Raw genomic sequence first — 21,886 nt, forward strand, 5'->3', positions numbered from 1 at the left:
TTTCCCGCAAACCGCACCCATGTTGATCACGTACGCTGTATTGCTTTTACTTATTCAACTGCTTTTTATGAATTATAGTCGCTAGCGTAGTAAATAGACGGTCGCATTGGTCGGGAGTTCCCACAGTAATGCGTAAATAATTCTGTATGCGGCTTTGAGAAAAGTGCCTCACCAAAATACCGTTATCGCGTAATGCCTGCTGTAATTGTGCTGCATCATGCTCAGGGTGCGTCACAAAAACAAAGTTAGTGCTGGACGGCAAAACCTTAAAACCAATTGTACTTAGTTTTTTGCTTAACTCATCACGCGAACTGATCACGTTCTGGCATGCCTGCTGGAAATAGTCCTGATCTTTAATCGCCGCGGCCGCCCCTGCCAAAGCCAGTGCATCAAGCGGATATGAGTTAAAGCTATCTTTAACCCTGACCAGGCCGGCGATGATCTCCGGGCTGGCAACAGCAAAGCCTACACGCAAGCCGGCCAAAGCATACGACTTTGACAAGGTCTGTACGACCACTATGTTGTCGTACTGATTAACCAGCGAAATGGCGGACTGGCCTCCAAAATCAATGTAGGCTTCGTCAATTACGACCACCGACTCAGGGTTTGCCGACGCAATTTTCTGAATCTCGCTCAGACCCAGCAATAAACTTGTAGGCGCATTGGGATTAGCAAGCAAAATACCTACCGGCGCCTGCTCTCGTGGCTGCAGATAGTCGCTAACATTAATGCTGAAGTCTTCAGCAAGAGGCATTACCTCGAATGGCACTTGGTAATAACGGCAATAGGTTGTGTAGAAACTATAGCTGACATCAGGCACAAGCAGCTTTAATCCCCTCGCAAAAACAAAGCGCTAAAAATATGAGCAAGCACTTCGTCTGAACCATTACCGATAAAGACGTTATCCAGGCTTAAGCCATGCAGCTGTGCAATAGCTTCACGCAAATCATGGCCGTCGTAATCGGGATACAAACGCAAATCGTTATTGGCTGCCGCCTGTATGGCCTCGATCGCTTTGGGCGAAGGACCATAAGCATGCTCGTTGGTGTTGAGCTTAAGCAGATTTTCCATTTTAAGCTGTTCGCCAGGCACATAGGGCTGCAGTGAACTCAGGTGATCACTTAGGAAACGACTCACTTTTTCTCCACGAGGTAAGGGTTGCGAGAGGATTTCATCTCGATACGCAATGGCGTGCCCTCGAGGTCGAAGGCCTCGCGAATACGCCCTTCGAGGTACCGGCGATATGAATCAGAAATAGCTTCAAGAGCATTTCCGTGCACAATGACCAGTGGCGGGTTTTGTCCGCCCTGATGCGCATAACGCAGTTTAGGCCTGAAGATACCCTTGCGCGGCGGCTGCTGCTGCTCGACGGCATCATGCAGCACGCGTGTCAGCCTGGGCGTGGAGAGGCGACGGAAAGCCGCCGCATGGGCACTGCGCACCGACTTCATGACAGGATTAATACCCTGACCTTTCAGCGCAGACGTAGTGTGGACCTTGGCAAAATTCAAGAATCGCAGCTTGCGATCAAACTCGCGCTGCACCCATTCTCGCTTATAACTGTCGAGGTTATCCCATTTGTTGATTGCCACCACCAATGCCCGGCCTGTTTCAAGAACAAAGCCTGCAATACTGGCGTCCTGATCAGAAATTTCAGTTTGTGCGTCCAGCATCAGCAGCACGACATTACACGCCTCTATGGCTTGCAATGTCTTGATTACCGAAAACTTTTCGATTGTTTCAAAGACTTTGCCACGACGCCTTAAGCCCGCGGTATCGATCAGGGTGTAAGGGATCCCCTCACGCTCGAACTCAATCTCAATGGCATCACGCGTAGTGCCTGGCTGATCGAAAGCAATAACACGCTCTTCACCAAGCAAGGTATTAATAAATGTAGACTTACCCACATTCGGACGACCCACGATAGCGAGTTTGATACGGTGCTTGGGATCGCTGCTTTCATCGGCATCAGGATCAAAGTCAGGCTCTTCTTCGTCATCTGCCTCGCCAGCCGGTGCGGGCACGCGTTCTAGCGCTTCCTCGATGAGCTCACCCACCCCATCGCCATGAGAAGCTGATATCAAATGGGGCTGGCCTAAGCCCAGCTCGTGGAAATCGACTGCTGCGGCGCCATAGCGCATTCCTTCCGCTTTATTTACGGCCAGCACTACAGATTGACCGGAACGACGGAGCAATTGCGCAATATCGTAATCCAGGCGGTTGAGGCCTTCGCGGGCATCAACTAGAAAAATGACCACATCGGACTCGGCTATGGCCTGATGGGTTTGTCGGGCCATTTCCCGAAGCATGCCTTCTTTGGCTACAGGCTCGAAGCCTCCTGTATCTACAATAAGATAAGGACGGGAGCCCATGCGACCCTCACCATAATGGCGATCACGTGTCAGGCCAGGAAAGTCGGCCACGAGGGCCTGACGGGACCGGGTCAAGCGATTAAACAACGTGGACTTGCCAACGTTGGCCCGGCCTACCAGGGTAATAACAGGTTTGAAAGCTATGCGATTCAATTGACGCCAACCAATACCAAATTGCCGTTGCGTGCCTGAACCAGCACACCACGGTCAGTTCCCACCAGAGGGGAAGTTATTGCACCACCGCCTACACTGACGCGGCCCAAGAGCCGCCCATCAGAGCGAGATAGTAAATGCACAAAACCTTCGTAATCGCCCACAGCTACAGCTTGGGGCACTACAGCAGGTGCAGAAAGTTTACGGTTTCTCAGGCCTTCCTGCGTCCAGACGGGAGTACCATCACGCAGGCTGAAGGCATGCATTATGTCCCTACCGTCAGAGGCGTATAGGAACTGTGCGTCAGAGGCAGGACCGACACTGTTGGAAAACTCGTGGTCCCACACAGGCACACCGCCCTGAGAGACATCAAAACATACGATACGGCCCTGATAAGCTGCGCCACATAATAGCGGCCCCTGCATTTGCGGAGCCCCCACCACGTCAATGATGCGCTCAAGGTCGGTAGCACCTTTAGATACAGCAACGGTCCCCTCCCACTGAACCGCCCCACTGCGCGCATCAATTGCCATCACCCGACCATTTGGCATGCCTGCGATCAGCAGCCCATCGACCATTTCCATTTGAATATTGGTTTTTAACGCCAAGGCAGGGCCTGGACGCTGCAGGCTCCAGAGCAAATTACCATTGCGAGCGTCAAAAGCCTGAATGCGGTAATCGCTGCTGCGCACCACCACCACTCCGCTTCCGACTACAGGAGGCACGGTGATTTCACTGGCTGCCTTGGCAGTCCACATCTCGACTCCCTGGTCATTTAGCGCGATCACCGTGCCATCCGCCGCGGCGACCGCCACTGTGGTGCCATCGGCCCCCACGCCAGCCGAGAGCCGCTTAGCTGCATTCACGGACCACAGGGTGCGGCCACTGGCAAGGTCAACCTTGACGACCTGACCGCCTTGCGATGCCGCGTAAACCGAGCTATTGGCCACATGAGGTGCAAAACCGTAGCCGGCCCCCCGCTTAGCGAAACGGACCAGCGCACGGCTGCGCTGACACCGGCTTCGTATTTTTCCAGCGGTGCAGGTTCGTAGCGGGGATCTTTACTCGAGAACATTGAGCAAGCAGCCAATGACGATAAACTTAAGGCGATGGCGGCTAGCTTCAGCGTGCCTTTTAGTGTGTACGTTGCCATCCTTAGCGTTCTCCGGTTGCATCAAGTTTAAGCTGAATGATTTGCGAAACGGCTTCACCGCTCAGCGCCTCAAGGGCCTTTTCCCATTCTGCCTGCGCTTCAGCTTTTTTACCCTGAGCGGCATAGACATCACCGCGACGGTCGGCATATAAGCCCGCAAATGAAGCTGGTGCGTCGCTTAGCTGCGCAAGAGCCTGGTCGTGATCGCCAAGTTCAAGCAACACCCCCGCCAAACGCAGTCGTGCCAGCGGTATCAAGGCTTGATCATCGCCACTGCTGATTATCCACTCGAGCTGCTCTCTGGCTTCTTCAGTTTCGCCACGCTCCTGGAGGGCCCATGCCGCGATCAACACACCACGACTGGTATAGCCGGATTGCGGGAAATCAGCTCGTAAAGTCTCGCTAGCCGCTTTGATGCGCGCGTAGGCCTCAGGTGAGTCTTGGCGGCTGGCGCCTTCCAGAGCCTCAAAATAGCCCATTGCCTGCGTGTTCTGATGGTTTTGATACCACTGCCAACCACGCCAGCCCAGAACGCCAGCCACCACGACAAAAGCGAGAATCACACATAGAGTGCCATAACGCCCCCACCAGTCGCGTATGGCGTCAATCTTTTCCTGCTCTTCTAAATCATAGGCCATGCTTTAAATCCTTGCTTTCAGTTCTGTAGCCAGTTGATCAAATGCAATGCTTTGCTGTTGCTGCTCTGCCGGTAAATCGGCAGCACGCAGCCATTTAACACTGGCAGTCTTTGCGCTTAATTCGTTCTCGCCAAGAATCACCGCTGCGGCCGCCCCACTATTATCGGCCCGCTTGAATTGCGATTTAAAGCCCGCAGAGCCCGCATGCACGAGCACACGCAAACCGTGATCCCGTAGCTGCTCGGCTAGTAATGAGGCTTGACGCTGCGCTGCATCGCCCTGATGAATCATGTAAATCTGGCATTCAGGAAGACTCTGGGCCTGATCCTGCTGCGAACACAGATCGAGGAGGCGCTCAACGCCAATGGCGAATCCCACAGCAGGTGCAGACTTACCGCCCAGCAGTTCGATGAGCCCGTCGTAGCGGCCGCCACCGCAGACGGTACCCTGGGCTCCGAGCCTGTCTGTTACCCACTCGAATACCGTCAGATTGTAGTAATCAAGCCCACGCACCAGACGGGTATTTAATGTGTAGGCAATACCTGCGTCGTCAAGGCGGTCGCAGACGCCACGATAATGAGCCAACGATTCTTCGCCTAAAAACTCGAAGAGCTTAGGCGCATTGTTTGCCATGTCCTGCATGGCAGGGTTTTTTGTATCCAGTACACGCAAGGGGTTGGAATACATGCGGCGCTGGCCTTCCTCGTCGAGTACATGCTTGTGCTGTTCAAGGTACGTCACCAGCGCCTCACGGTGGGCAGCACGTTCCTCTGCCTGGCCCAGTGAGTTGATTTCAAGACGTATGTCATTTAGCCCAAGGATTTTCCAGAGCCGGCCCAACATAACTATGAGTTCGGCGTCTACGTCAGGACCTGGCAAACCCAACGCTTCAACGTCAATCTGGTGAAATTGTCGATAACGGCCGCGCTGGGGGCGTTCGTGCCGGAATACAGGCCCCATTGCATACACCCGATGAGGACGGTCATAAAGTAAGTTGTGCTCGATCGCAGCCCGCACCATGCCGGCGGTAAACTCTGGCCTCATGGTGAGCTTGTCACCGTTTAGCGAATCAGTAAACGAGTACATCTCTTTTTCGACGATATCAGTAACCTCACCAATACCACGTGCGAAAAGCTGTGTGTGCTCGAGCACCGGAGTACGCATATTGCGATACCCATAACTGGCCAGCCATTGGCGTACGGTTTCTTCCAACTGCTCCCATTGACTACTGGAGTCTGGAAGTATGTCTTTCATGCCCGTCAGGGCGCGAAGCTTTTGAAACGACTGCGTCATAACTCTTCTTTATGTATTTTTAATACGTAATGCAAGGATTACGCCTGCTGATTGCCGTATCTACGTTCGACGTAGTTAAGCACGATGTCTTGAAATTCTTTAGCGATAGTATCGCCTTTTAATGTAACTACCCGCTCGCCGTCAACATAAACCGGTGCAGAAGGCACTTCGCCTGTACCTGGCAGGCTGATGCCTATGTCGGCATGACGGCTTTCGCCTGGCCCGTTAACCACGCAGCCCATTACGGCAACATTCATGCTTTCAACACCAGGATAATGGTTTTTCCAGACAGGCATCTGCTCGCGCAAGTAGTTTTGAATATCGTCCGCGAGCTCTTGAAAGACCGTACTACTTGTGCGCCCACAACCAGGACAGGCCACCACCATCGGCGTAAATGCGCGCAGCCCCATGGTCTGCAGAATTTCCTGGGCCACGATGACTTCACGCGTGCGATCACCACCGGGTTCGGGCGTAAGCGAGATGCGTATCGTATCGCCTATGCCTTGCTGCAACAATACCGAGAGTGCCGCGGTTGACGCCACAATGCCTTTGCTGCCCATGCCGGCTTCGGTCAGCCCAAGATGCAAGGGATAGTCACAACGTGCAGACAAGTCCTGATACACGGTGATGAGATCTTGCACATGACTGACTTTGCAGGACAGGATAATGCTATTGGGTGAGAGGCCCAGTTCTTCAGCACGCTGCGCATTGCTAATAGCGGAGATAACCAGGGCATCACGCATTACAGCCTGAGCATCCCAGGGCTTGGGCTGCTTGCTGTTGTCGTCCATCATTCTGGCCATCAGCTCGTGATCAAGACTTCCCCAGTTAACGCCAATTCTGACGGGCTTTTCATAACGGCATGCGACTTCAATCATGCGCGCGAAGTTATCATCCCGGCGCTTGCCGCCGCCCATATTACCCGGATTAATACGGTACTTGGACAATGCCTGGGCACAATCAGGGTAGTCGCTAAGCAGCTTATGACCGTTGTAATGGAAGTCGCCGACCAGCGGCACATTGATACCCATGCGATCAAGCTGCTCTCGTATAGCCGGTACCTCTTTAGCCGCCTCAGGGGTATTGACCGTGATACGCACGAGCTCGGAACCCGCCAAAGCCAGCTCTTTGACCTGTATGGCCGTGGCAATGGCTTGCGTTGTGTCGGTGTTAGTCATGGACTGCACGACGACCGGAGCGTCTCCGCCTATCAATACCTTATGGTCGCCCCATGCCACCGTAACCGGACGGGTTCGACGTGGAGTGCTCGCCCCCACACGCAAAGGCGCGTCATTAGCGAAAGGTGTGATGGATTGCGTCATTGTTTAAGGTCTTTAAGCCAATCAAATAATAACCAGGAATCGGGAATCCAGCCCCGGTCGAGTGCATAAAACACCACGACCAGCAGCAATACAGCAATGATTAGTATCCATCCCCATGGACGCTGCTTAGGTTCTGCATACAGAGGCATGTCGGCGCTAACCCATGAACCATCTGCGCTACGAGCCACAGCGGGCATCGGTGCAGTGCCCGCCTGCTGGTCAAGCATGGAAAGCACGGCGCTTTCGTCGGCATCCAGCAATCGCGCATAGTTACGTGCCATGCCCCGTAATGCGGCGCCCTGTGGCAGGCGAGAAAAATCGTCGGCTTCAAGTGCATTAATTTGTGCAGCCGAATATTTCAGGCGCGCAGACACGTCAGAGATAGACAAGCCGCGCGACTCACGTAATTGGCGTATAAAACCACCCACATTGCTAAAAGCTGACGTTGGAGGAGACTCGACATCAACAATAGGAGTCTGGCTCATTAGGCTTCCTGCTTGAGAATAATAGTGCCACGTTCGGGCAAGCGCTGTTCGATGCGGGTACGGTCACGGATATCGCCCGCCAGCTGGCCACAAGCTGCATCGATGTCGTCACCACGGGTTTTACGGACAGTAGTGATGACGCCCCCTTCAATGAGACGCTGCGAAAAATCGCGGATGCGCTGATTGGAAGAGCGCTTTAACCCGGACTGCGGAAAAGGATTAAAGGGGATCAGGTTGAACTTGCACTTGACCTGAGCTGCGATATCAAGCAGTTGCCTGGCGTGCAGGTCGCTATCATTAATACCATCGAGCATAATGTACTCGAAAGTGATGAAGTCACGCGGTGCATGCTCAAGGTATCGATTGCAGGCATCAAGAAGCTCGCGCAAAGGATGCTTGCGGTTCAGTGGCACAAGCTTGTCTCGTAGCTCGTCATTAGGCGCATGCAAAGAGACCGCCAGCGCAACAGGGCAATCTTGCGCCAGCCTGTCCATCATGGGGACCACTCCGGAAGTAGAAACGGTTACCCTGCGACGCGAAAGCCCGTAAGCGTTGTCGTCGAGCATTAAGCGCAAGGCAATAAGCAACTGATCGTAATTAAGAAGGGGCTCGCCCATTCCCATCATGACCACATTGCTGACCACCCGATGTGGCTGAGCCTTGCCACTTGAGGCTTCGCCATCAATACGTGAACTTGCAGGGTCGCTCATGAGCGCGCGGCGGGCGTGCCATAGCTGGCCGATAATTTCGGCGGCACTAAGGTTTCGGTTAAAACCCTGGTATCCCGTGGAGCAAAAAGGACACGCCACGGTACAGCCCGCCTGGCTGGAAATACATAGCGTGCCGCGATCGTCTTCGGGAATAAACACCGTTTCGACCGAATTGTTCTTGCCCACATCGAATAGCCATTTACGGGTGCCATCGGCAGAGCGCTGCTCAAGCACGACCTCGGAGGTGTGAATGGAGCAGTGCTCTGACAACTGCCGGCGGAAGTCCCGCGCCAAGTCTGTCATCTGCTCAAAATCATCCACCCCCGCTGGTGCATCCAACGCTGTAGCTGCCGGGCACGAAACGGCTTGCCACCCCACTGGGCGACGAGTTCGGCCAGCTGGTCAGGTGCATAACCCAACAAATTAACAGGAGAGATAGTAGTATCAGACATAAGACAAACAATAAAGGCGCGGAAAACTAGCGCGTTTTCAGCAATTAGCGGCTATAAACCTGGCTAGCTGGGAAGAAGTAGGCAATTTCAGCGGCAGCAGTTTCAGCGGCATCAGAACCGTGAACAGCGTTGGCATCAATGCTTTCTGCGAAGTCGGCACGAATTGTGCCTGCAGCCGCTTCTTTAGGGTTGGTAGCACCCATGAGGTCGCGGTTTGTAAGAATGGCGTTTTCGCCTTCCAGCACTTGTACGAATACAGGACCGGAAATCATGAACTCGACGAGGTCGTTGAAGAAAGGACGCTCTTTGTGCACGGCGTAGAAGCCCTCAGCTTCAGCACGTGACAAATGTACCATGCGAGCAGCGGCAATCTTAAGACCTGCTTGCTCAAAACGGGCAACAATTTGACCAATTGCATTTTTTGCTACAGCGTCGGGCTTGATAATAGACAGTGTGCGTTCAATAGCCATGTAAAATTCCAGAATAAACTAAGTGTATAGTCGTTGATCCGGAGTGGAAAAACGACCGACTAAATATAAGTGTTTGTTTTTACCAATAAAAACAAACACTTTTAATGCTTTTACGACAACCGGACATTTTACCACGCCCACGAAGTACCGCAGCATCATAAAATGATCACTTTTGTACCTTATTTTTCGGCACACATAAGCGCCCTCTGGCGTGAAAAGCTGTGCTGCTATTATTCGCAACACAATGACGAAAACATCTCCTAACCTTAGTCCAGACCAACTCGCAAAAAGTTTCGAGCCCAGCGAGATCGAAGCTCGATGGTATGCGCACTGGGAGCGTAGCGGCTTTTTTAATAGTGGCCAGCACGTAGAACCCGCCCCAGAGCATCAAAGCCAGCCTTTTGTGATTCAGTTTCCGCCTCCGAATGTAACCGGCTCCCTGCACATGGGCCATGCTTTTAATCAAACTGTCATGGACGGTCTCACTCGCTATCACCGCATGCGAGGAGACGATACAGCATTCATTCCGGGCACCGACCACGCTGGCATTGCAACGCAAATTGTGGTTGAACGGCAACTGGATGCTCAAAACGTTTCACGTCATGACCTGGGTCGCGAAAAATTTGTAGAGAAAGTCTGGGAATGGAAAGAAAAATCCGGTAGTGCCATTACCGAGCAATTTCGTCGCCTCGGGTCCTCCTGCGACTGGGAACGCGAATACTTCACCATGGACAGCAATCTCTCAACAGGGGTTGCCGAAGTCTTTGTCCGCTTATACGAACAAGGCCTGATCTATCGCGGAAAACGCCTGGTTAACTGGGATCCGGTACTGGGCACTGCAGTCTCCGATCTTGAGGTGGTCAGCGAAGAAGAAGACGGCCACATGTGGGAGATCCGCTACCCGCTGACTCAGCCAGTAGAAGGCTTAAGCCATCTGGTCGTTGCCACTACCCGCCCTGAAACCATGCTGGGCGACGTAGCAGTCATGATTCACCCCGACGACGAGCGCTACGCCCATCTTATCGGGAAAACCGTCACTCTGCCGCTGGTAGGCAGGGAAATACCCATTATTGCTGACGACTACGTAGAAAAAGATTTTGGCACCGGTGTCGTAAAAGTTACCCCTGCGCATGACTTCAATGACTATGCGGTAGGACAGCGCCACAATCTTGAGCTGATCAATATTTTAACTCTGGACGCCAAGATTTCCGATAACGCGCCGGAAGCCTATCGCGGCCTGGATCGCTTTGCTGCCCGCGAGCAGATCGTATACGACCTGGACTCAATGGGCCTGCTCCAGCAGGTCAAACCGCACAAACTCATGGTACCTCGTGGCGACCGCACTGACACTGTCATTGAGCCCATGCTTACCGACCAGTGGTTTGTCGCCATGAGCGAACCCGCCCCTGCCGACAGCTTGCACCCCGGAAAAAGCATTACTGAAGTGGCATTAGAAGTCGTCGCCGACGGACGTATTCAGTTTTACCCTGAAAACTGGACCAACACCTACAACCAATGGCTTAACAACATTCAAGACTGGTGCATTTCGCGCCAGCTCTGGTGGGGACATCAGATCCCCGCCTGGTACAGCGACGACGGCCAGATTATCGTTGCACGCAACGAGAGCGAAGCCAAAGAAAAGGCAGCGGCTGCAGGCATCACTGGAAATTTGCGTCGAGACGAAGATGTGCTCGATACCTGGTTCTCATCGGCCCTGGTGCCTTTTACCGACCTGGGCTGGCCTGCGCCCTCTGCCGATCTCGATAAATACCTGCCATCAAGCGTGCTGGTCACCGGTTTTGACATCATTTTCTTCTGGGTTGCCAGAATGGTCATGATGTCTATGCACATGACAGGCAAAGTCCCCTTCCATACTGTTTACGTACACGGCCTGGTGTGCGACATGGAAGGCAAAAAAATGAGCAAATCGCGTGGCAACACCATCGATCCTGTTGATTTGATCGACGGCGTCGATATCGAGACGCTCATTCGCAAACGCACGACTGGCCTGATGAACCCTCGTCAAGCCAAAAGCATCGAGAAGCGCACACGCAAGGACTATCCTGACGGTTTCCCCGCTTACGGCACCGACGCCCTGCGGTTCACCATGGCAGCCTACGCTACACTGGGCCGCAACATCAACTTCGACCTGAAACGCTGCGAAGGTTATCGCAATTTCTGCAATAAGCTCTGGAATGCGACGCGGTTCGTACTGATGAACACCGAAGGGCATGCTCTCGATCAACAGCAGGGCGAAAGCGAGCTATCCGTCGCCGATCGCTGGATCATCAGCCAGTTGCAGCGACTTGAGAGCAATGTAGAACGTGGCTTCAATGAATATCGCTTTGACAACATCGCCAACGCGATCTATCACTACGTATGGGATGAGTATTGCGATTGGTACCTTGAGCTTGCTAAGGTACAAATTCAGCAAGGAAGCCCTGCACAGCAACTTGGCACCCGACGTACATTAATCAACGTACTCGAAGCCGTATTGCGTCTTGCGCATCCGATCATCCCCTTCATCACTGAAGAGCTATGGCAAAAAGTCGCTGTTGATGCTGGTAAACGCCGTCCCGATGAAGAGACCAGCATTAGCTTGCAGCCCTATCCCATTGCCAATAGTTCGAAAATTGATGGGGCCGCAGAAGCAGCTATAACAGAGCTGAAAGCACAGGTGGATGCTATACGTGCACTACGCGGTGAAATGAATTTATCGCCTGCCGAACGCGTCCCCCTTCTGGCTCAGGGCGATGAAAGCACCTTGACTCGCAACAGTCCCTACCTGCGGGCGCTGGCCAAGCTCGACAGCGTCGAGGTTCACGAAAGACTGCCTGATCTGGGCGCACCTGTACAGGTTGTAGGCACCACTCAATTAATGTTGCACGTGGAAATCGACGTAGAGGCCGAAACAGCCCGCTTAAGCAAAGAGATAGAAAGGCTGCGTGGTGAAATGGCTAAAGCCGAAGCCAAACTGGCCAACGCGAGCTTTGTTGAACGCGCGCCAGCCGCTGTCGTTGAGCAAGAACGCCTGCGCTTGACCCAGTTCGGTGAAACCTTAAGCAAGGTGCAAGCACAGCTTGAGCGTCTAAGCACCTAAGCCTCTAACGCTTTCGAGGAAAGCAAGCAGTTCGCAATAAAAAAACCCCAAAAGGCTGGAAAGCTATCCAACTTCTTGGGGTTTTTCCATGGCTGAATACAGCTCAGCATCTAAACCAGGATTAGCCGCAACGCAGCAATTTAGACAGGTCTACTTTTGTGATCACAGTCCAGATTTACAGCTGCTTCAAAAAGACCTCGTCAGCAACGCTTAGCAAGCCCAAGCCTCGTGCCTTCTGTAGCAGATCGGGCCTGCGCTGCGCCGTCAGACGCAATGACTGCTGGCGCCTCCATAGCTCAATGTGCTTGTGATTGCCGGAAAGCAGAACCTCGGGCACCGTCACATCATGATAAGACTCAGGACGAGTGTAATGCGGGCTATCCAGCAAGCCATCAATGGATTCGTGAAAAGAATCCTGGGCCGCGGACAGCGCCCCGTTCAGGACGCCGGGCAGTAAACGCACAGCACTATCGATAATCGCCGATGCAGCAATTTCCCCTCCCGACAAAACGAAGTCCCCCAAGGAGACCTCTTTAGTTATACGGGCATCAATAAATCGCTGGTCAATACCCTCATAGCGACCGCACACAAAGATAGCGCCTTCGCTTTCAGACAACGCCTGGGCGTAATCTTGATTAAAGACTTCACCCACAGGGCTGAGCAATATAACTTCGGGCGGCTCGGCATAACCTTGCTGCCTTCTAGTCAGAATCGCCTCATCAAGCGCGGCATCAAGCGGAGCAGCCAGCATGACCATGCCAGGCCCCCGCCGTAAGGACGGTCGTCTACCGTACGATGCACGTCACTGGTGTAATCACGTGGATTCCACGTGCGCAGGGCCCATAGCTCTTTCAGATGGGCGCGGCCAGTTACCCCTTGCTCGGCGAGCAAAGAGAACATATCTGGAAATAAAGTAATGACATCGAAACGCATTATGCACGGCCCTCTGACGAGTTAACGCCAAAAATCCTTAATTAGCATACGGACGTGATAACGCACGCAAGCAAAAAGGATAACGATTTAAAAATCGACTGGCCAGTTACTTTCTAGACGTTGGCGTTTAATATCCACCGTATGCACATGCGCCTCGACAAATGGCACCATAACTCTGATACCCTTTCCCTGTGCGGTCAAAGCAACTTTAAAATCGCCTTCGGGAGTGAGCGTTCCGCACTCGACATCAAGCACAGCGTGTGCACCATTATCAAGCACGCCTGCTACGCGGCCCAATAAGGCAGGCTGATCGTTAAGCTCGCCATACAGCATGCAGCCTATAAGATCGACCCAATAATACTCTTCAGTATCGGTAGCAGGAAAGCTGGCCCTAGACACCCACACGGTGTGTGCCTTGAGGCGCTCTGCCTGATCACGATCATTGAAACCATCAAACAATGCCACTACCGTACCACTGTGCAAACGGGACTCGTCAACGGCAAAAGGCACTGCAGACGAAAAAACGCCCACCTTTTTAGAATTAGGTTCGGGCGCTTTTAACCACCATTGCTTAACTGCACGTAGCGTATCGCCACCAGCCGCGTGTGGCTGGACTTTAACCCAACCACGCACACCATAAGCGGAGACTATACGTCCAAGTTCAACAAGATCGTTTGGAACAGCGGACATTAGTTATTTGACAAAATGATGTGGCAAGCGCTACGGGTTTTAATAATTAAGCAGCCGTATTAACGACTTTGGCGTACTCTTTAACCAAACGGCTAACGGCCGGCGACATTTGTGCCCCGTTTCCTGTCCAGTATTCAATACGGTCTAGCTGTAAACGCAGGTTTTCCTGGTTCTCACCACCTACGGGGTTGTAGAAGCCCAGACGCTCAATAAAACGACCATCACGACGATCGGTACGGTTGGCGGCTACTACAGTGTAAAACGGACGCTTCTTCGAGCCACCACGGGCCAGGCGAATTACCACCATTGATAATCCCTTTTTGTTAGGTAAATGTGTAAAACGAAAGATTCTACCACCATCTTTATGGAAACGGTAATTTAACTACCGCCAAGAGGTGATAAACACGAATAAAAACAACATAGGCAAAAATGAGCTGCTTAGCGTCTTTGTAAAAAATGCACAGTAACGCCGTTGCTTTCCTCTTGCTTAATCAAGGTGTTCCCGGTTTGACGTGCAAAAGCCTGAAAATCAGTAATTGCATGCGTATCGGTAGTCACCACCTTTAAAACTTGCCCACTTTCAATTTGAGAAAGTGCTTTTTTTGCACGTAAAATTGGAAGTGGGCACTTCAGGCCTGAGGCGTCAACCTCAAGCTGAAATTCTGGAATTGTAGAATTAACCATAATGTAATCAGTTCGCCAAACGCTGCTCGACCCACTTTTGAACCGACGCCAGCGCTGGCTGCAGGGCTGATAGATCGGAACCCCCACCCATTGCCATATCTGGACGCCCCCCACCCTTGCCACCCACCTGAGTGGCTACATGAGCTACCAGATCGCCAGCTTTCAGCTGCGTAGTCAAGGACTTGCTTACGCCACCCACAAGGCTGATTTTATCATCGGCACTGGTACTGAGTAAAACAATAGCTGTTTGCAACTTGTCTTTAAGCTGATCGACCATTGTACGCAAGGAACGCGCCTCAACACCGGGCAAATCGGCAACCAGCAGTTGCACCCCGCCTGCCAGGGTTATCGCCTTGGCAGCAAGATCAAGCCCGGCTGAACTCGCCAGCTTATCTTTTAGCTGGTCGCGCTCGCGCTCGAGTTCGCGCAACTGGGTCTGTAATTGAGTAACGCGTGACACTACAGCATCAGGCTGAGTTTTTAATGCCGATGCAACGTTAACCAGCATGGCATTGGTGCTGAGAGCCCAGTTCACGGCATTATTGCCAGTAATGGCCTCAACCCGCCGTACTCCTGCTGCAACACCACCTTCTGAGATAATCTTGAACAAACCGATATCGCCAGTGCGGGAAACATGAGTCCCACCGCAAAGCTCGCGAGAGAATCCGATATCAAGCACACGGACCTGATCGCCATATTTTTCACCAAACAAGGCGACAGCGCCGCCTTCTACAGCTTCATCGTATGACATAAGCTGAGCAGCAACCGGCTCGTTAGCCAGCACTTCGCTATTAACTATACGCTCAACCTCAGCAACTTGCTCGCTTGTCAACGCACTATCGTGAGCGAAATCAAAACGGGTTTTCTGTGCGTCGACCAGCGACCCCCGTTGCTGAACATGCTCACCGAGTACCTGCCTTAACGCCTTGTGCATGAGGTGCGTAGCGGAGTGGTTGCGTATGGTGTCCTGACGCAGGCGGGTATTGACCTGGGCAGCAACAGTATCGCCCACAGACAGGGTGCCGGTCGTGAGCTCACCTTGATGGCCAAAAACCTGCGCCTGAATTTTCTGGGTGTCATTGACAGTGAATAATGCCGCATCGCTGCGCAATACCCCTGAGTCTCCGACCTGACCACCTGACTCTGCATAAAAAGGAGTGACGTCCAGCACCACAGTCGCTTCCTGTCCTGCCTGAATTGATGGCACCGAGAGGCCGTCTACGTACAGCGCCACTACTGACGCATCGATATCTAGTTTTTCGTAACCTTCAAAGCGTGTTTGCACGCCCTCGTAAACGAGATCGGCAGTTGCTTTAAATTTACCGGCAGCGCGAGCCTGTTCACGCTGTCGTTGCATTGCGACCTCAAAGCCCTCCAGATCAACTTCGACCTCACGTTCGCGGCAAATGTCAGCGGTTAAATCGACGGGAAAACCGTAGGTGTCGTACAAGGTGAACAAGGTCTGGCCATCAAGCACCTGGCCCTCGGACAGTGCTGACAATGCACTGTCCAATATTTTGATGCCATGCTCGAGGGTTTCGATAAAACGTTCTTCTTCCTGCTTTAGCACCTGCTCGATGCGGCTCTGTTGGGTAGCAAGCTCGGGATAGGCTTCACCCATTTGCGCCACCAAATCAGCAGTCAGCCTATAGAAAAACGGGCGCGTCTGACCCAGCTTATGGCCATGGCGCAAGGCACGGCGAATAATCCGGCGCAACACATAGCCACGCCCTTCGTTTCCTGGAATGACCCCATCCACGATAAGGAAACTACAGGCCCGTATGTGATCCGCTATAACTTTTAATGAATTGTTGCTGAGATCAGTACAGGCGGTTTCTCGGGCCGCACCTGCAATCAGCGCCTGAAAAAGGTCAATTTCGTAATTGGAATGCACGTGCTGCAGTACAGCGGCTATGCGCTCAAGGCCCATTCCGGTGTCTACACACGGACGCGGCAAAGGATTCATGGTGCCGTCAGCGGCGCGATCAAACTGCATGAAGACCAGGTTCCAGATCTCGATATAGCGGTCACCGTCTTCGTCAGGCGACCCCGGGGGCCCTCCCCAGACCTCTGGGCCATGATCGTAGAAGATTTCCGAACACGGACCACAGGGCCCGGTATCTGCCATCTGCCAGAAATTATCCGAGGCATAACGCGCACCGTGATTATCGCCAATGCGAACGATGCGCTCGGCAGGTACGCCAATTTCATTATTCCAGATGTCAAAAGCCTCGTCATCTTCCTGGTAGACCGTTACCCAAAGCTTTTCAGCCGGCAAGCCGTAGACCCTGGTGAGCAGTTCCCATGAAAACTGGATGGCGTCGCGCTTGAAGTAGTCTCCGAAGCTGAAGTTGCCCAGCATTTCGAAAAAGGTGTGGTGGCGAGCGGTATAGCCTACGTTTTCGAGGTCATTGTGCTTGCCGCCTGCGCGTACACAGCGCTGCGAAGACACTGCCCTGTTATAAGAGCGTGTTTCTTTGCCGGTGAAGACATCTTTGAACTGCACCATCCCGGCGTTGGTGAACAGCAAAGTTGGATCGTTGCCCGGCACCAGCGAGGACGAAGGTACAATCTGATGAGCACGGGACTCAAAGAAAGAAAGAAACTTCTGACGTATTTCGGATGTCTTCATTGAAAGCAGCGAGATAAAAATAGTTAACCACTCATTATAGTGATAGATAAGCTCTACGCCTAACAGTAGGCTCGCCCGATGTGCGATTACGACATCTAAAAAACAAAAAAGCCTTTGGCAAACACCAAAGGCCTATTTTCGCTTCAGTACTGTAGCTACTTCTTCGCCTGATAGGGGTGATGCTCAGCCCAGTGTCTGGCAATATCAACCCGACGCGCTACCCAGACACGTTCGTGGCTTTGAACGTAATCAAGGAATTTCTGCAAACCCTTAAAGCGTGAAGGACGTCCGATCAGACGGCAGTGCAGACCCACTGACAACATTTTCGGGAATTCTTCGCCCTCTTCATACAGCACATCGAAGGCATCTTTAAGAAAGTGAAAGAAATGATCACCGGTGTTAAAGCCCTGGGGCGTAGCAAAACGCATATCGTTGGTGTCAAGGGTATAAGGGACTATCAGCTGTGGCTTTATTGAGCCGTCGCTAACCCTGACCTCGTCCCAGAACGGTAAATCATCGCCGTAGTTATCGGAATCATACAAGAAGTTTCCATTCTCAGCGACTAAACGCCGCGTATTGGGACTGTCCCGCCCGGTATACCATCCTTCAGGATGATGTCCGGTCAGGCTCTTGATGATCTCGACACAACGCGCCATGTGCTCAAGCTCCAGACTCTCTGGCTTGTCCTGATAATGAATCCAGCGGTAGCCATGACAGGCAATCTCGTGGCCCAACTCCACAAAGGCCTGGGCCACTTCGGGATGGCGCTCAAGAGCCATGCCCACGCCAAACACCGTGAGTGGTAAATTACGGCGTTCGAACTCACGTAAAATACGCCATACGCCAGCGCGGGAACCATATTCGTATATGGACTCCATTGATTTGTGACGATCCGGGTAGGCCGCAGCGCCGACTATTTCAGATAAAAACTGCTCGGACGCCGGATCGCCGTGCAACACACAGTTTTCACCACCTTCTTCATAGTTCAGCACAAACTGAACTGCAATACGTGCTTTATCTGGCCAGTTAGCATGGGGAACAGTGCGGCCATAACCCACAAGGTCGCGCGGGTAATGCGAGGTGTCGGACATAAGATCTCCTAAGTACGCTGAACGCTAAAAGCCTGCCACGGGTCCGGCTGAACCTCGTCTACATCACTCATTCGATGCTCACAAGCTTCCAGATGATGTTGCATTGCCCGCAACGCCCCGTCACGGTCATAGTTGCTAAGCAAATTTAATATATCTTCATGCTCGAAGAACGAACAGGCTCGTTCTCCGGGTGTGTCATGGTAGGCAATAATGAGCGATGTCCGTGCACAAAGCATGTGCATCAGCTCAGTAAGCACCTGATTGTCTAACAGTCTTGCCATTTCCACGTGAAAAGCATTCGATAAACGAATCCAGCTTATACGTTTTCCGCTCTCGAACGCATCACGCTCTCGGGCTACCATGGCATAGAGTGTTTGCAGCTTTTCGTTTAAATCAGGCAGTTTAAGCAGTTTTTCTATAATCAAGCATTCAACATCGCGACGAAGCTCAAAGATATCCATGGTCTCCTTGGCTTCGGGCTTCCAGACAAAGGCACCGCGATTGGCTTCGATACTGACGATTTTGTCATGCGCCAAAGCTGCCAAGGCACCTCGGACTACCGTTCGGGAACACGAAAAAATGTCACACAAGGTAGTTTCAGTAAGCTTGGCTCCGGGTAACAGGCGACGGTCCATAACAGCGTCAAAAATCTCGCTGTATACGCGCCCTATGTCAGAGTCTGGCTTAGCGCCCTCAAGTAACGAAGATGCTGATGGCGCATCAGTATCTAAATGGCTGCTGCCATACCGACCAATCTGGAGCATGAAATATCCTCGTCATAAACCTTGACAATTATTCGATATCCGAACAAAATCGTCAACACAAATTGTTGACAATAATTTTTGGGGCTAATCCCAGCGCACTGATCCTTGCACCGCTAGCCCCACGGCCGGTTCCCAAAACTGGGCTCGCTGGAATTTTCTTGTATTCACGGAAACCAAAAACCGGAGACACACATGGGAAAACTCTCTACCCACGTTCTTGACACGACACACGGTCGTCCTGCACAAGGCGTAAAAATTGAACTTTACTCGCTAAAAGATGGCACACGCACTCTCGTTAAAAATGCCCAAACCAATAGCGATGGCCGTTGTGATGAACCTCTTTTACAAGGTAGCGATGTCGTTAAAGGCTCATATGAGCTGGTCTTTCATGCAGGCGATTATTTCGCCGAAAAAGGGCTTGATCTGCCCTCCCCGCGCTTCGTTGACCAGGTATCCATCCACTTCGGAATTTCCGAAGATGGTGGCAACTATCATGTACCGTTAGTGGTTACACCATGGTCATGGTCCACTTACCGCGGCAGCTAATTCCAATATGCCTCTGCCTACAGAAGCTAAAACAAGAACTGATATCAGAACACAAGGATAATCATGGAAGCGTATTTATTGGAATTTGCCAACTTGCTGCTGCGCTGGCTGCATGTCATAGCAGCCATTGCCTGGATCGGTGAATCCGTCTATTTCGTCATGCTTGATCGCAGTCTGCGTGCACCGACCAGCGAAGAAAGCAAAAAACGCGGTGTATTCGGCGAAATGTGGGCGGTTCACGGCGGCGGTTTCTATCATAATCAAAAGTACCTGACCAACCCTGCAGAGCTACCCGACGATCTGCATTGGTCATTCTGGAAATCGTACACCACCTGGCTATCAGGCTTTGCGCTGTTTGCCTTGTTGTATATGACCAAGCCGACCTTCTACCTGGCCAATCCCAATAGCCCATGGGAGTGGGCGGCGAGCATGAGCGGAACCGAGGCGAATATCGCTGCCATTCTGTTCCTGATTGCAGGCTGGGTCGTTTACAACGAGCTCTGTAAGCGCATCAGTCCCAACATGGACCGCGATGGCATCTTAAGTGTTGCTGTAGCCATCATGATGGTTCTGGTTGCCTACTTAAGCGTGCATATTTTCTCTGGCCGCGCAGCATTTTTGATTACGGGCGCCGTAATGGCCACTAGCATGTCCGCGAATGTCTTCTTCTGGATTATTCCCGGACAGCGGCGCATGGTTGCCGATCTGAAGGCTGGGCGTACGCCAAACCCTCTTGATGGCAAACGTGGTACGCAGCGCTCAGTGCACAACACGTATTTCACCTTACCTGTCGTACTGCTGATGCTGAGCAATCACTATTCATTTACCTATAATAGTCCGTACGCCTGGATTATTATGACGCTCTTCATCTTTGCCGGCGCACTGATTCGTCAGTACTTCGTTCTGCTGCATACCGGTCAGAACAAGCTGGGTTATCCGGTGGCAGGCGTCCTGCTCATTTTGGTAATAGGCTGGCTGGCCGCCCCCGCACAGAAAACAGCCGGTAGCGATGTATCAGCCGAGGCGGCAGTCACGCTACAACAGGTTCAGGGCATCATGGACGCCCGGTGCATCCAGTGCCACGCAGTCAGTCCCGAGGGCTACGGTTTCACCACAGCTCCCGTTGGCATGCTGCTCGACAGCGAGGACCAGACCTTGCTTCACGCAGCAGAAGTCAAAAAAGTTGTGCAAAATCACTATATGCCCTTGGGTAACATCACCCAAATGACTGAAGAAGAACGTGAGCTTATTGAAGCCTGGAGCGGTACGGCAGATTAATTTCACGAAGCCTGTAGTCCATTAATAATTTGATGGGCTACAGGCGAATGTGCTGTACATATCATCTGCGTGATTACCGCTGATAGAAATCAATACGTTTTGGTAACCGGTAGGACAAGTGCAGGCTTTAGTTAGAGGGTGCACTGTACTGCCCAATACCGGATGGGCGCACTGCCCCTTGCCGGAGATAGTAAAAGTGCCCCCGGCCAAGGAGTCCAAGCCTTGCCACTCGTGCCGTCCACTACAAATCAGCAGTCCGTTTGATTCGCTATTTTTACTCACCAAACCTGGCGCTGCACACGAACTTTGTGCAACATTCACAGCAGCGATGTGCAGTCCGCTGTGCAGATAAGCCATACCCCTGACCCTTAGCTCGCCTCCTAAATGCACATTATTCTTAAAATCCGGATTGCGCTCGTCACCGACCCTTAAGTAAGCCAGGCCGAGTGTATCGGGTGTGACTACCAGAGCCACACTGCCTCCCGGTATGAAAGCCACGTCCGGATGTGGAGGATTGTTCAGCTCAGAAGTTGCTGCACTTATATAGCCCGGACGCTCCAGGGTGATAATTGCGCCCTTGGCTGCGGTACTTACACGCCAATAGGCCAGATCGTGATTGCTCTTCGCCACTCCTGGTGCCCAGATCAAGCCATAGATCCCGCAAGGAGGCTGACTGCAGCCCGGCTCTGAAAACACGCTTGTTTTCACACTGTATTTCTGCGCTGTTCCCAGAGGGAAATCTGCCGCCAGGTATCCGGTTGACTTTAGTTCGGCTACGGTGGGCTCACGAGGGTTGTTTACGCCGAGAATCAGATAGCCCGCTTCGGCAAGCTCGATCCCGTGATCGTTAATGTAGCGCTGCAAGGCGTGATGCACAGAGCCCATCCATAATGCCAGGCTTTGCATGCGTAATTCGGCATTCCGATGGTTAAATGACGAGACGGCAAGCACAGCCATTAACAGAATGACACTCAGCACAAGGGCTAACTCTATTAATAAGGCCCCTTGCTGCGCGACCTTAGGTGCGGCATGAGGCACTTTCGAATGCGTGGAGCCCGAATCAGATAGAGTCTCGGCCCCAAGGCCTGATCCCAGCGTAGCGATAAGTCTGCGCACGTTC

At 52.4% G+C, this 21,886-nt stretch carries 16 protein-coding genes and 4 pseudogenes; 3 read left to right on the forward strand and 17 right to left on the reverse strand.

Going from position 1 to position 21,886, the window contains the following annotated elements; genetic code table 11:
• Positions 1-46 precede the first annotated feature (46 nt).
• The 9 genes and pseudogenes from hisC to ndk all read right to left on the reverse strand — a co-directional run bounded on the left by hisC (position 47) and on the right by ndk (position 9,048).
• Positions 47-1,137: pseudogene (gene hisC, locus L1889_RS08300) on the reverse strand (histidinol-phosphate transaminase).
• A complete protein-coding gene (gene der / locus L1889_RS08305; protein ID WP_238665888.1) occupies positions 1,134-2,516 on the reverse strand; it encodes a ribosome biogenesis GTPase Der in 1,383 nt (460 codons plus the stop codon). The pseudogene hisC and the gene der overlap by 4 nt, the downstream one beginning before the upstream one ends.
• A gap of 5 nt (positions 2,517-2,521) precedes the next feature.
• Positions 2,522-3,678, reverse strand: a pseudogene (gene bamB, locus L1889_RS08310) (outer membrane protein assembly factor BamB).
• 2 nt (positions 3,679-3,680) lie between these two features.
• Complete coding sequence (locus L1889_RS08315; protein WP_238664748.1) at positions 3,681-4,316, reverse strand: YfgM family protein; 636 nt, start codon at positions 4,314-4,316, stop codon at positions 3,681-3,683.
• A gap of 3 nt (positions 4,317-4,319) precedes the next feature.
• Entirely contained in the window at positions 4,320-5,609 is a 1,290-nt protein-coding gene (gene hisS / locus L1889_RS08320) for a histidine--tRNA ligase (protein ID WP_238664749.1), read from the reverse strand.
• A gap of 38 nt (positions 5,610-5,647) precedes the next feature.
• The gene (gene ispG / locus L1889_RS08325) at positions 5,648-6,931 is read right to left on the reverse strand and encodes a flavodoxin-dependent (E)-4-hydroxy-3-methylbut-2-enyl-diphosphate synthase (RefSeq protein ID WP_238664750.1); all 1,284 of its coding nucleotides are present in this window, start codon (positions 6,929-6,931) and stop codon (positions 5,648-5,650) included.
• Positions 6,928-7,416, reverse strand: a complete 489-nt coding sequence (locus L1889_RS08330) for a helix-turn-helix domain-containing protein (protein WP_238664751.1) — start codon at positions 7,414-7,416, stop codon at positions 6,928-6,930. Before L1889_RS08330 ends, ispG begins: the two co-directional genes overlap by 4 nt.
• A pseudogene (gene rlmN, locus L1889_RS08335) lies at positions 7,416-8,578 on the reverse strand (dual-specificity RNA methyltransferase RlmN). Before rlmN ends, L1889_RS08330 begins: the two are co-directional and overlap by 1 nt.
• Positions 8,579-8,622: 44 nt before the next feature.
• The gene (gene ndk, locus L1889_RS08340; RefSeq protein WP_238664752.1) at positions 8,623-9,048 is read right to left on the reverse strand and encodes a nucleoside-diphosphate kinase; all 426 of its coding nucleotides are present in this window, start codon (positions 9,046-9,048) and stop codon (positions 8,623-8,625) included.
• Between the two features lie 244 nt (positions 9,049-9,292).
• Between ndk and L1889_RS08345 the strand changes: the two genes are divergently transcribed.
• Positions 9,293-12,148 carry a valine--tRNA ligase gene (locus tag L1889_RS08345; protein ID WP_238664753.1) on the forward strand — a complete coding sequence of 952 codons (2,856 nt, stop codon included), beginning with the start codon at positions 9,293-9,295 and terminating at the stop codon, positions 12,146-12,148.
• 175 nt (positions 12,149-12,323) lie between these two features.
• Here the strand turns inward: L1889_RS08345 and trmD are convergent.
• From trmD to L1889_RS08380, 7 genes and pseudogenes are all read right to left on the reverse strand, one after another.
• Positions 12,324-13,081 (reverse strand): annotated as a pseudogene (trmD, locus tag L1889_RS08350) (tRNA (guanosine(37)-N1)-methyltransferase TrmD).
• A gap of 87 nt (positions 13,082-13,168) precedes the next feature.
• Entirely contained in the window at positions 13,169-13,771 is a 603-nt protein-coding gene (rimM, locus tag L1889_RS08355; RefSeq protein ID WP_238664754.1) for a ribosome maturation factor RimM, read from the reverse strand.
• A 46-nt stretch (positions 13,772-13,817) separates the two neighbouring features.
• Positions 13,818-14,078 carry a 30S ribosomal protein S16 gene (gene rpsP / locus L1889_RS08360; RefSeq protein ID WP_238664755.1) on the reverse strand — a complete coding sequence of 87 codons (261 nt, stop codon included), beginning with the start codon at positions 14,076-14,078 and terminating at the stop codon, positions 13,818-13,820.
• Positions 14,079-14,209: 131 nt separating this feature from the next.
• Positions 14,210-14,455: a sulfurtransferase TusA family protein gene (locus L1889_RS08365; protein WP_238664756.1), complete on the reverse strand. Its 246-nt coding sequence runs from the start codon at positions 14,453-14,455 to the stop codon at positions 14,210-14,212.
• Positions 14,456-14,462: 7 nt separating this feature from the next.
• Positions 14,463-17,087 (reverse strand): alanine--tRNA ligase, encoded by a 2,625-nt coding sequence (gene alaS, locus L1889_RS08370; RefSeq protein WP_238664757.1) that lies wholly within the window; start codon positions 17,085-17,087, stop codon positions 14,463-14,465.
• A 155-nt stretch (positions 17,088-17,242) separates the two neighbouring features.
• Positions 17,243-18,178 (reverse strand): allantoinase PuuE, encoded by a 936-nt coding sequence (gene puuE / locus L1889_RS08375; RefSeq protein WP_238664758.1) that lies wholly within the window; start codon positions 18,176-18,178, stop codon positions 17,243-17,245.
• A gap of 8 nt (positions 18,179-18,186) precedes the next feature.
• Complete coding sequence (locus tag L1889_RS08380; RefSeq protein WP_238664759.1) at positions 18,187-18,942, reverse strand: GntR family transcriptional regulator; 756 nt, start codon at positions 18,940-18,942, stop codon at positions 18,187-18,189.
• 192 nt (positions 18,943-19,134) lie between these two features.
• Here L1889_RS08380 and uraH point away from each other — a divergent pair, with 192 nt between their 5' ends.
• Together uraH and L1889_RS08390 are read left to right on the forward strand one after the other, a co-directional pair.
• Positions 19,135-19,488, forward strand: coding sequence for a hydroxyisourate hydrolase (gene uraH, locus L1889_RS08385; protein WP_238664760.1), 354 nt, complete (start codon positions 19,135-19,137; stop codon positions 19,486-19,488).
• Between the two features lie 63 nt (positions 19,489-19,551).
• Complete coding sequence (locus L1889_RS08390; protein ID WP_238664761.1) at positions 19,552-20,766, forward strand: urate hydroxylase PuuD; 1,215 nt, start codon at positions 19,552-19,554, stop codon at positions 20,764-20,766.
• Positions 20,767-20,787: 21 nt separating this feature from the next.
• Here the strand turns inward: L1889_RS08390 and L1889_RS08395 are convergent, their stop codons facing one another.
• Entirely contained in the window at positions 20,788-21,882 is a 1,095-nt protein-coding gene (locus L1889_RS08395) for a type II secretion system protein (RefSeq protein ID WP_238664762.1), read from the reverse strand.
• Positions 21,883-21,886: the final 4 nt, after the last annotated feature.

The organism is Paenalcaligenes niemegkensis (assembly GCF_022230885.1).
Classification (GTDB): Bacteria; Pseudomonadota; Gammaproteobacteria; order Burkholderiales; family Burkholderiaceae_B; genus Paenalcaligenes; species Paenalcaligenes niemegkensis.

Coding starts and splice junctions, on each gene's coding strand:
- alaS (WP_238664757.1), bottom strand. CDS start 17,087: ATGAAGACATCCGAAATACGTCAGAAGTTTCTTTCTTTCTTTGAGTCC.
- rimM (WP_238664754.1), bottom strand. CDS start 13,771: ATGTCCGCTGTTCCAAACGATCTTGTTGAACTTGGACGTATAGTCTCC.
- L1889_RS08315 (WP_238664748.1), bottom strand. CDS start 4,316: ATGGCCTATGATTTAGAAGAGCAGGAAAAGATTGACGCCATACGCGAC.
- ispG (WP_238664750.1), bottom strand. CDS start 6,931: ATGACGCAATCCATCACACCTTTCGCTAATGACGCGCCTTTGCGTGTG.
- hisS (WP_238664749.1), bottom strand. CDS start 5,609: ATGACGCAGTCGTTTCAAAAGCTTCGCGCCCTGACGGGCATGAAAGAC.
- rpsP (WP_238664755.1), bottom strand. CDS start 14,078: ATGGTGGTAATTCGCCTGGCCCGTGGTGGCTCGAAGAAGCGTCCGTTT.
- L1889_RS08390 (WP_238664761.1), top strand. CDS start 19,552: ATGGAAGCGTATTTATTGGAATTTGCCAACTTGCTGCTGCGCTGGCTG.
- L1889_RS08345 (WP_238664753.1), top strand. CDS start 9,293: ATGACGAAAACATCTCCTAACCTTAGTCCAGACCAACTCGCAAAAAGT.
- L1889_RS08365 (WP_238664756.1), bottom strand. CDS start 14,455: ATGGTTAATTCTACAATTCCAGAATTTCAGCTTGAGGTTGACGCCTCA.
- uraH (WP_238664760.1), top strand. CDS start 19,135: ATGGGAAAACTCTCTACCCACGTTCTTGACACGACACACGGTCGTCCT.
- puuE (WP_238664758.1), bottom strand. CDS start 18,178: ATGTCCGACACCTCGCATTACCCGCGCGACCTTGTGGGTTATGGCCGC.
- ndk (WP_238664752.1), bottom strand. CDS start 9,048: ATGGCTATTGAACGCACACTGTCTATTATCAAGCCCGACGCTGTAGCA.
- L1889_RS08330 (WP_238664751.1), bottom strand. CDS start 7,416: ATGAGCCAGACTCCTATTGTTGATGTCGAGTCTCCTCCAACGTCAGCT.
- L1889_RS08380 (WP_238664759.1), bottom strand. CDS start 18,942: ATGCTCCAGATTGGTCGGTATGGCAGCAGCCATTTAGATACTGATGCG.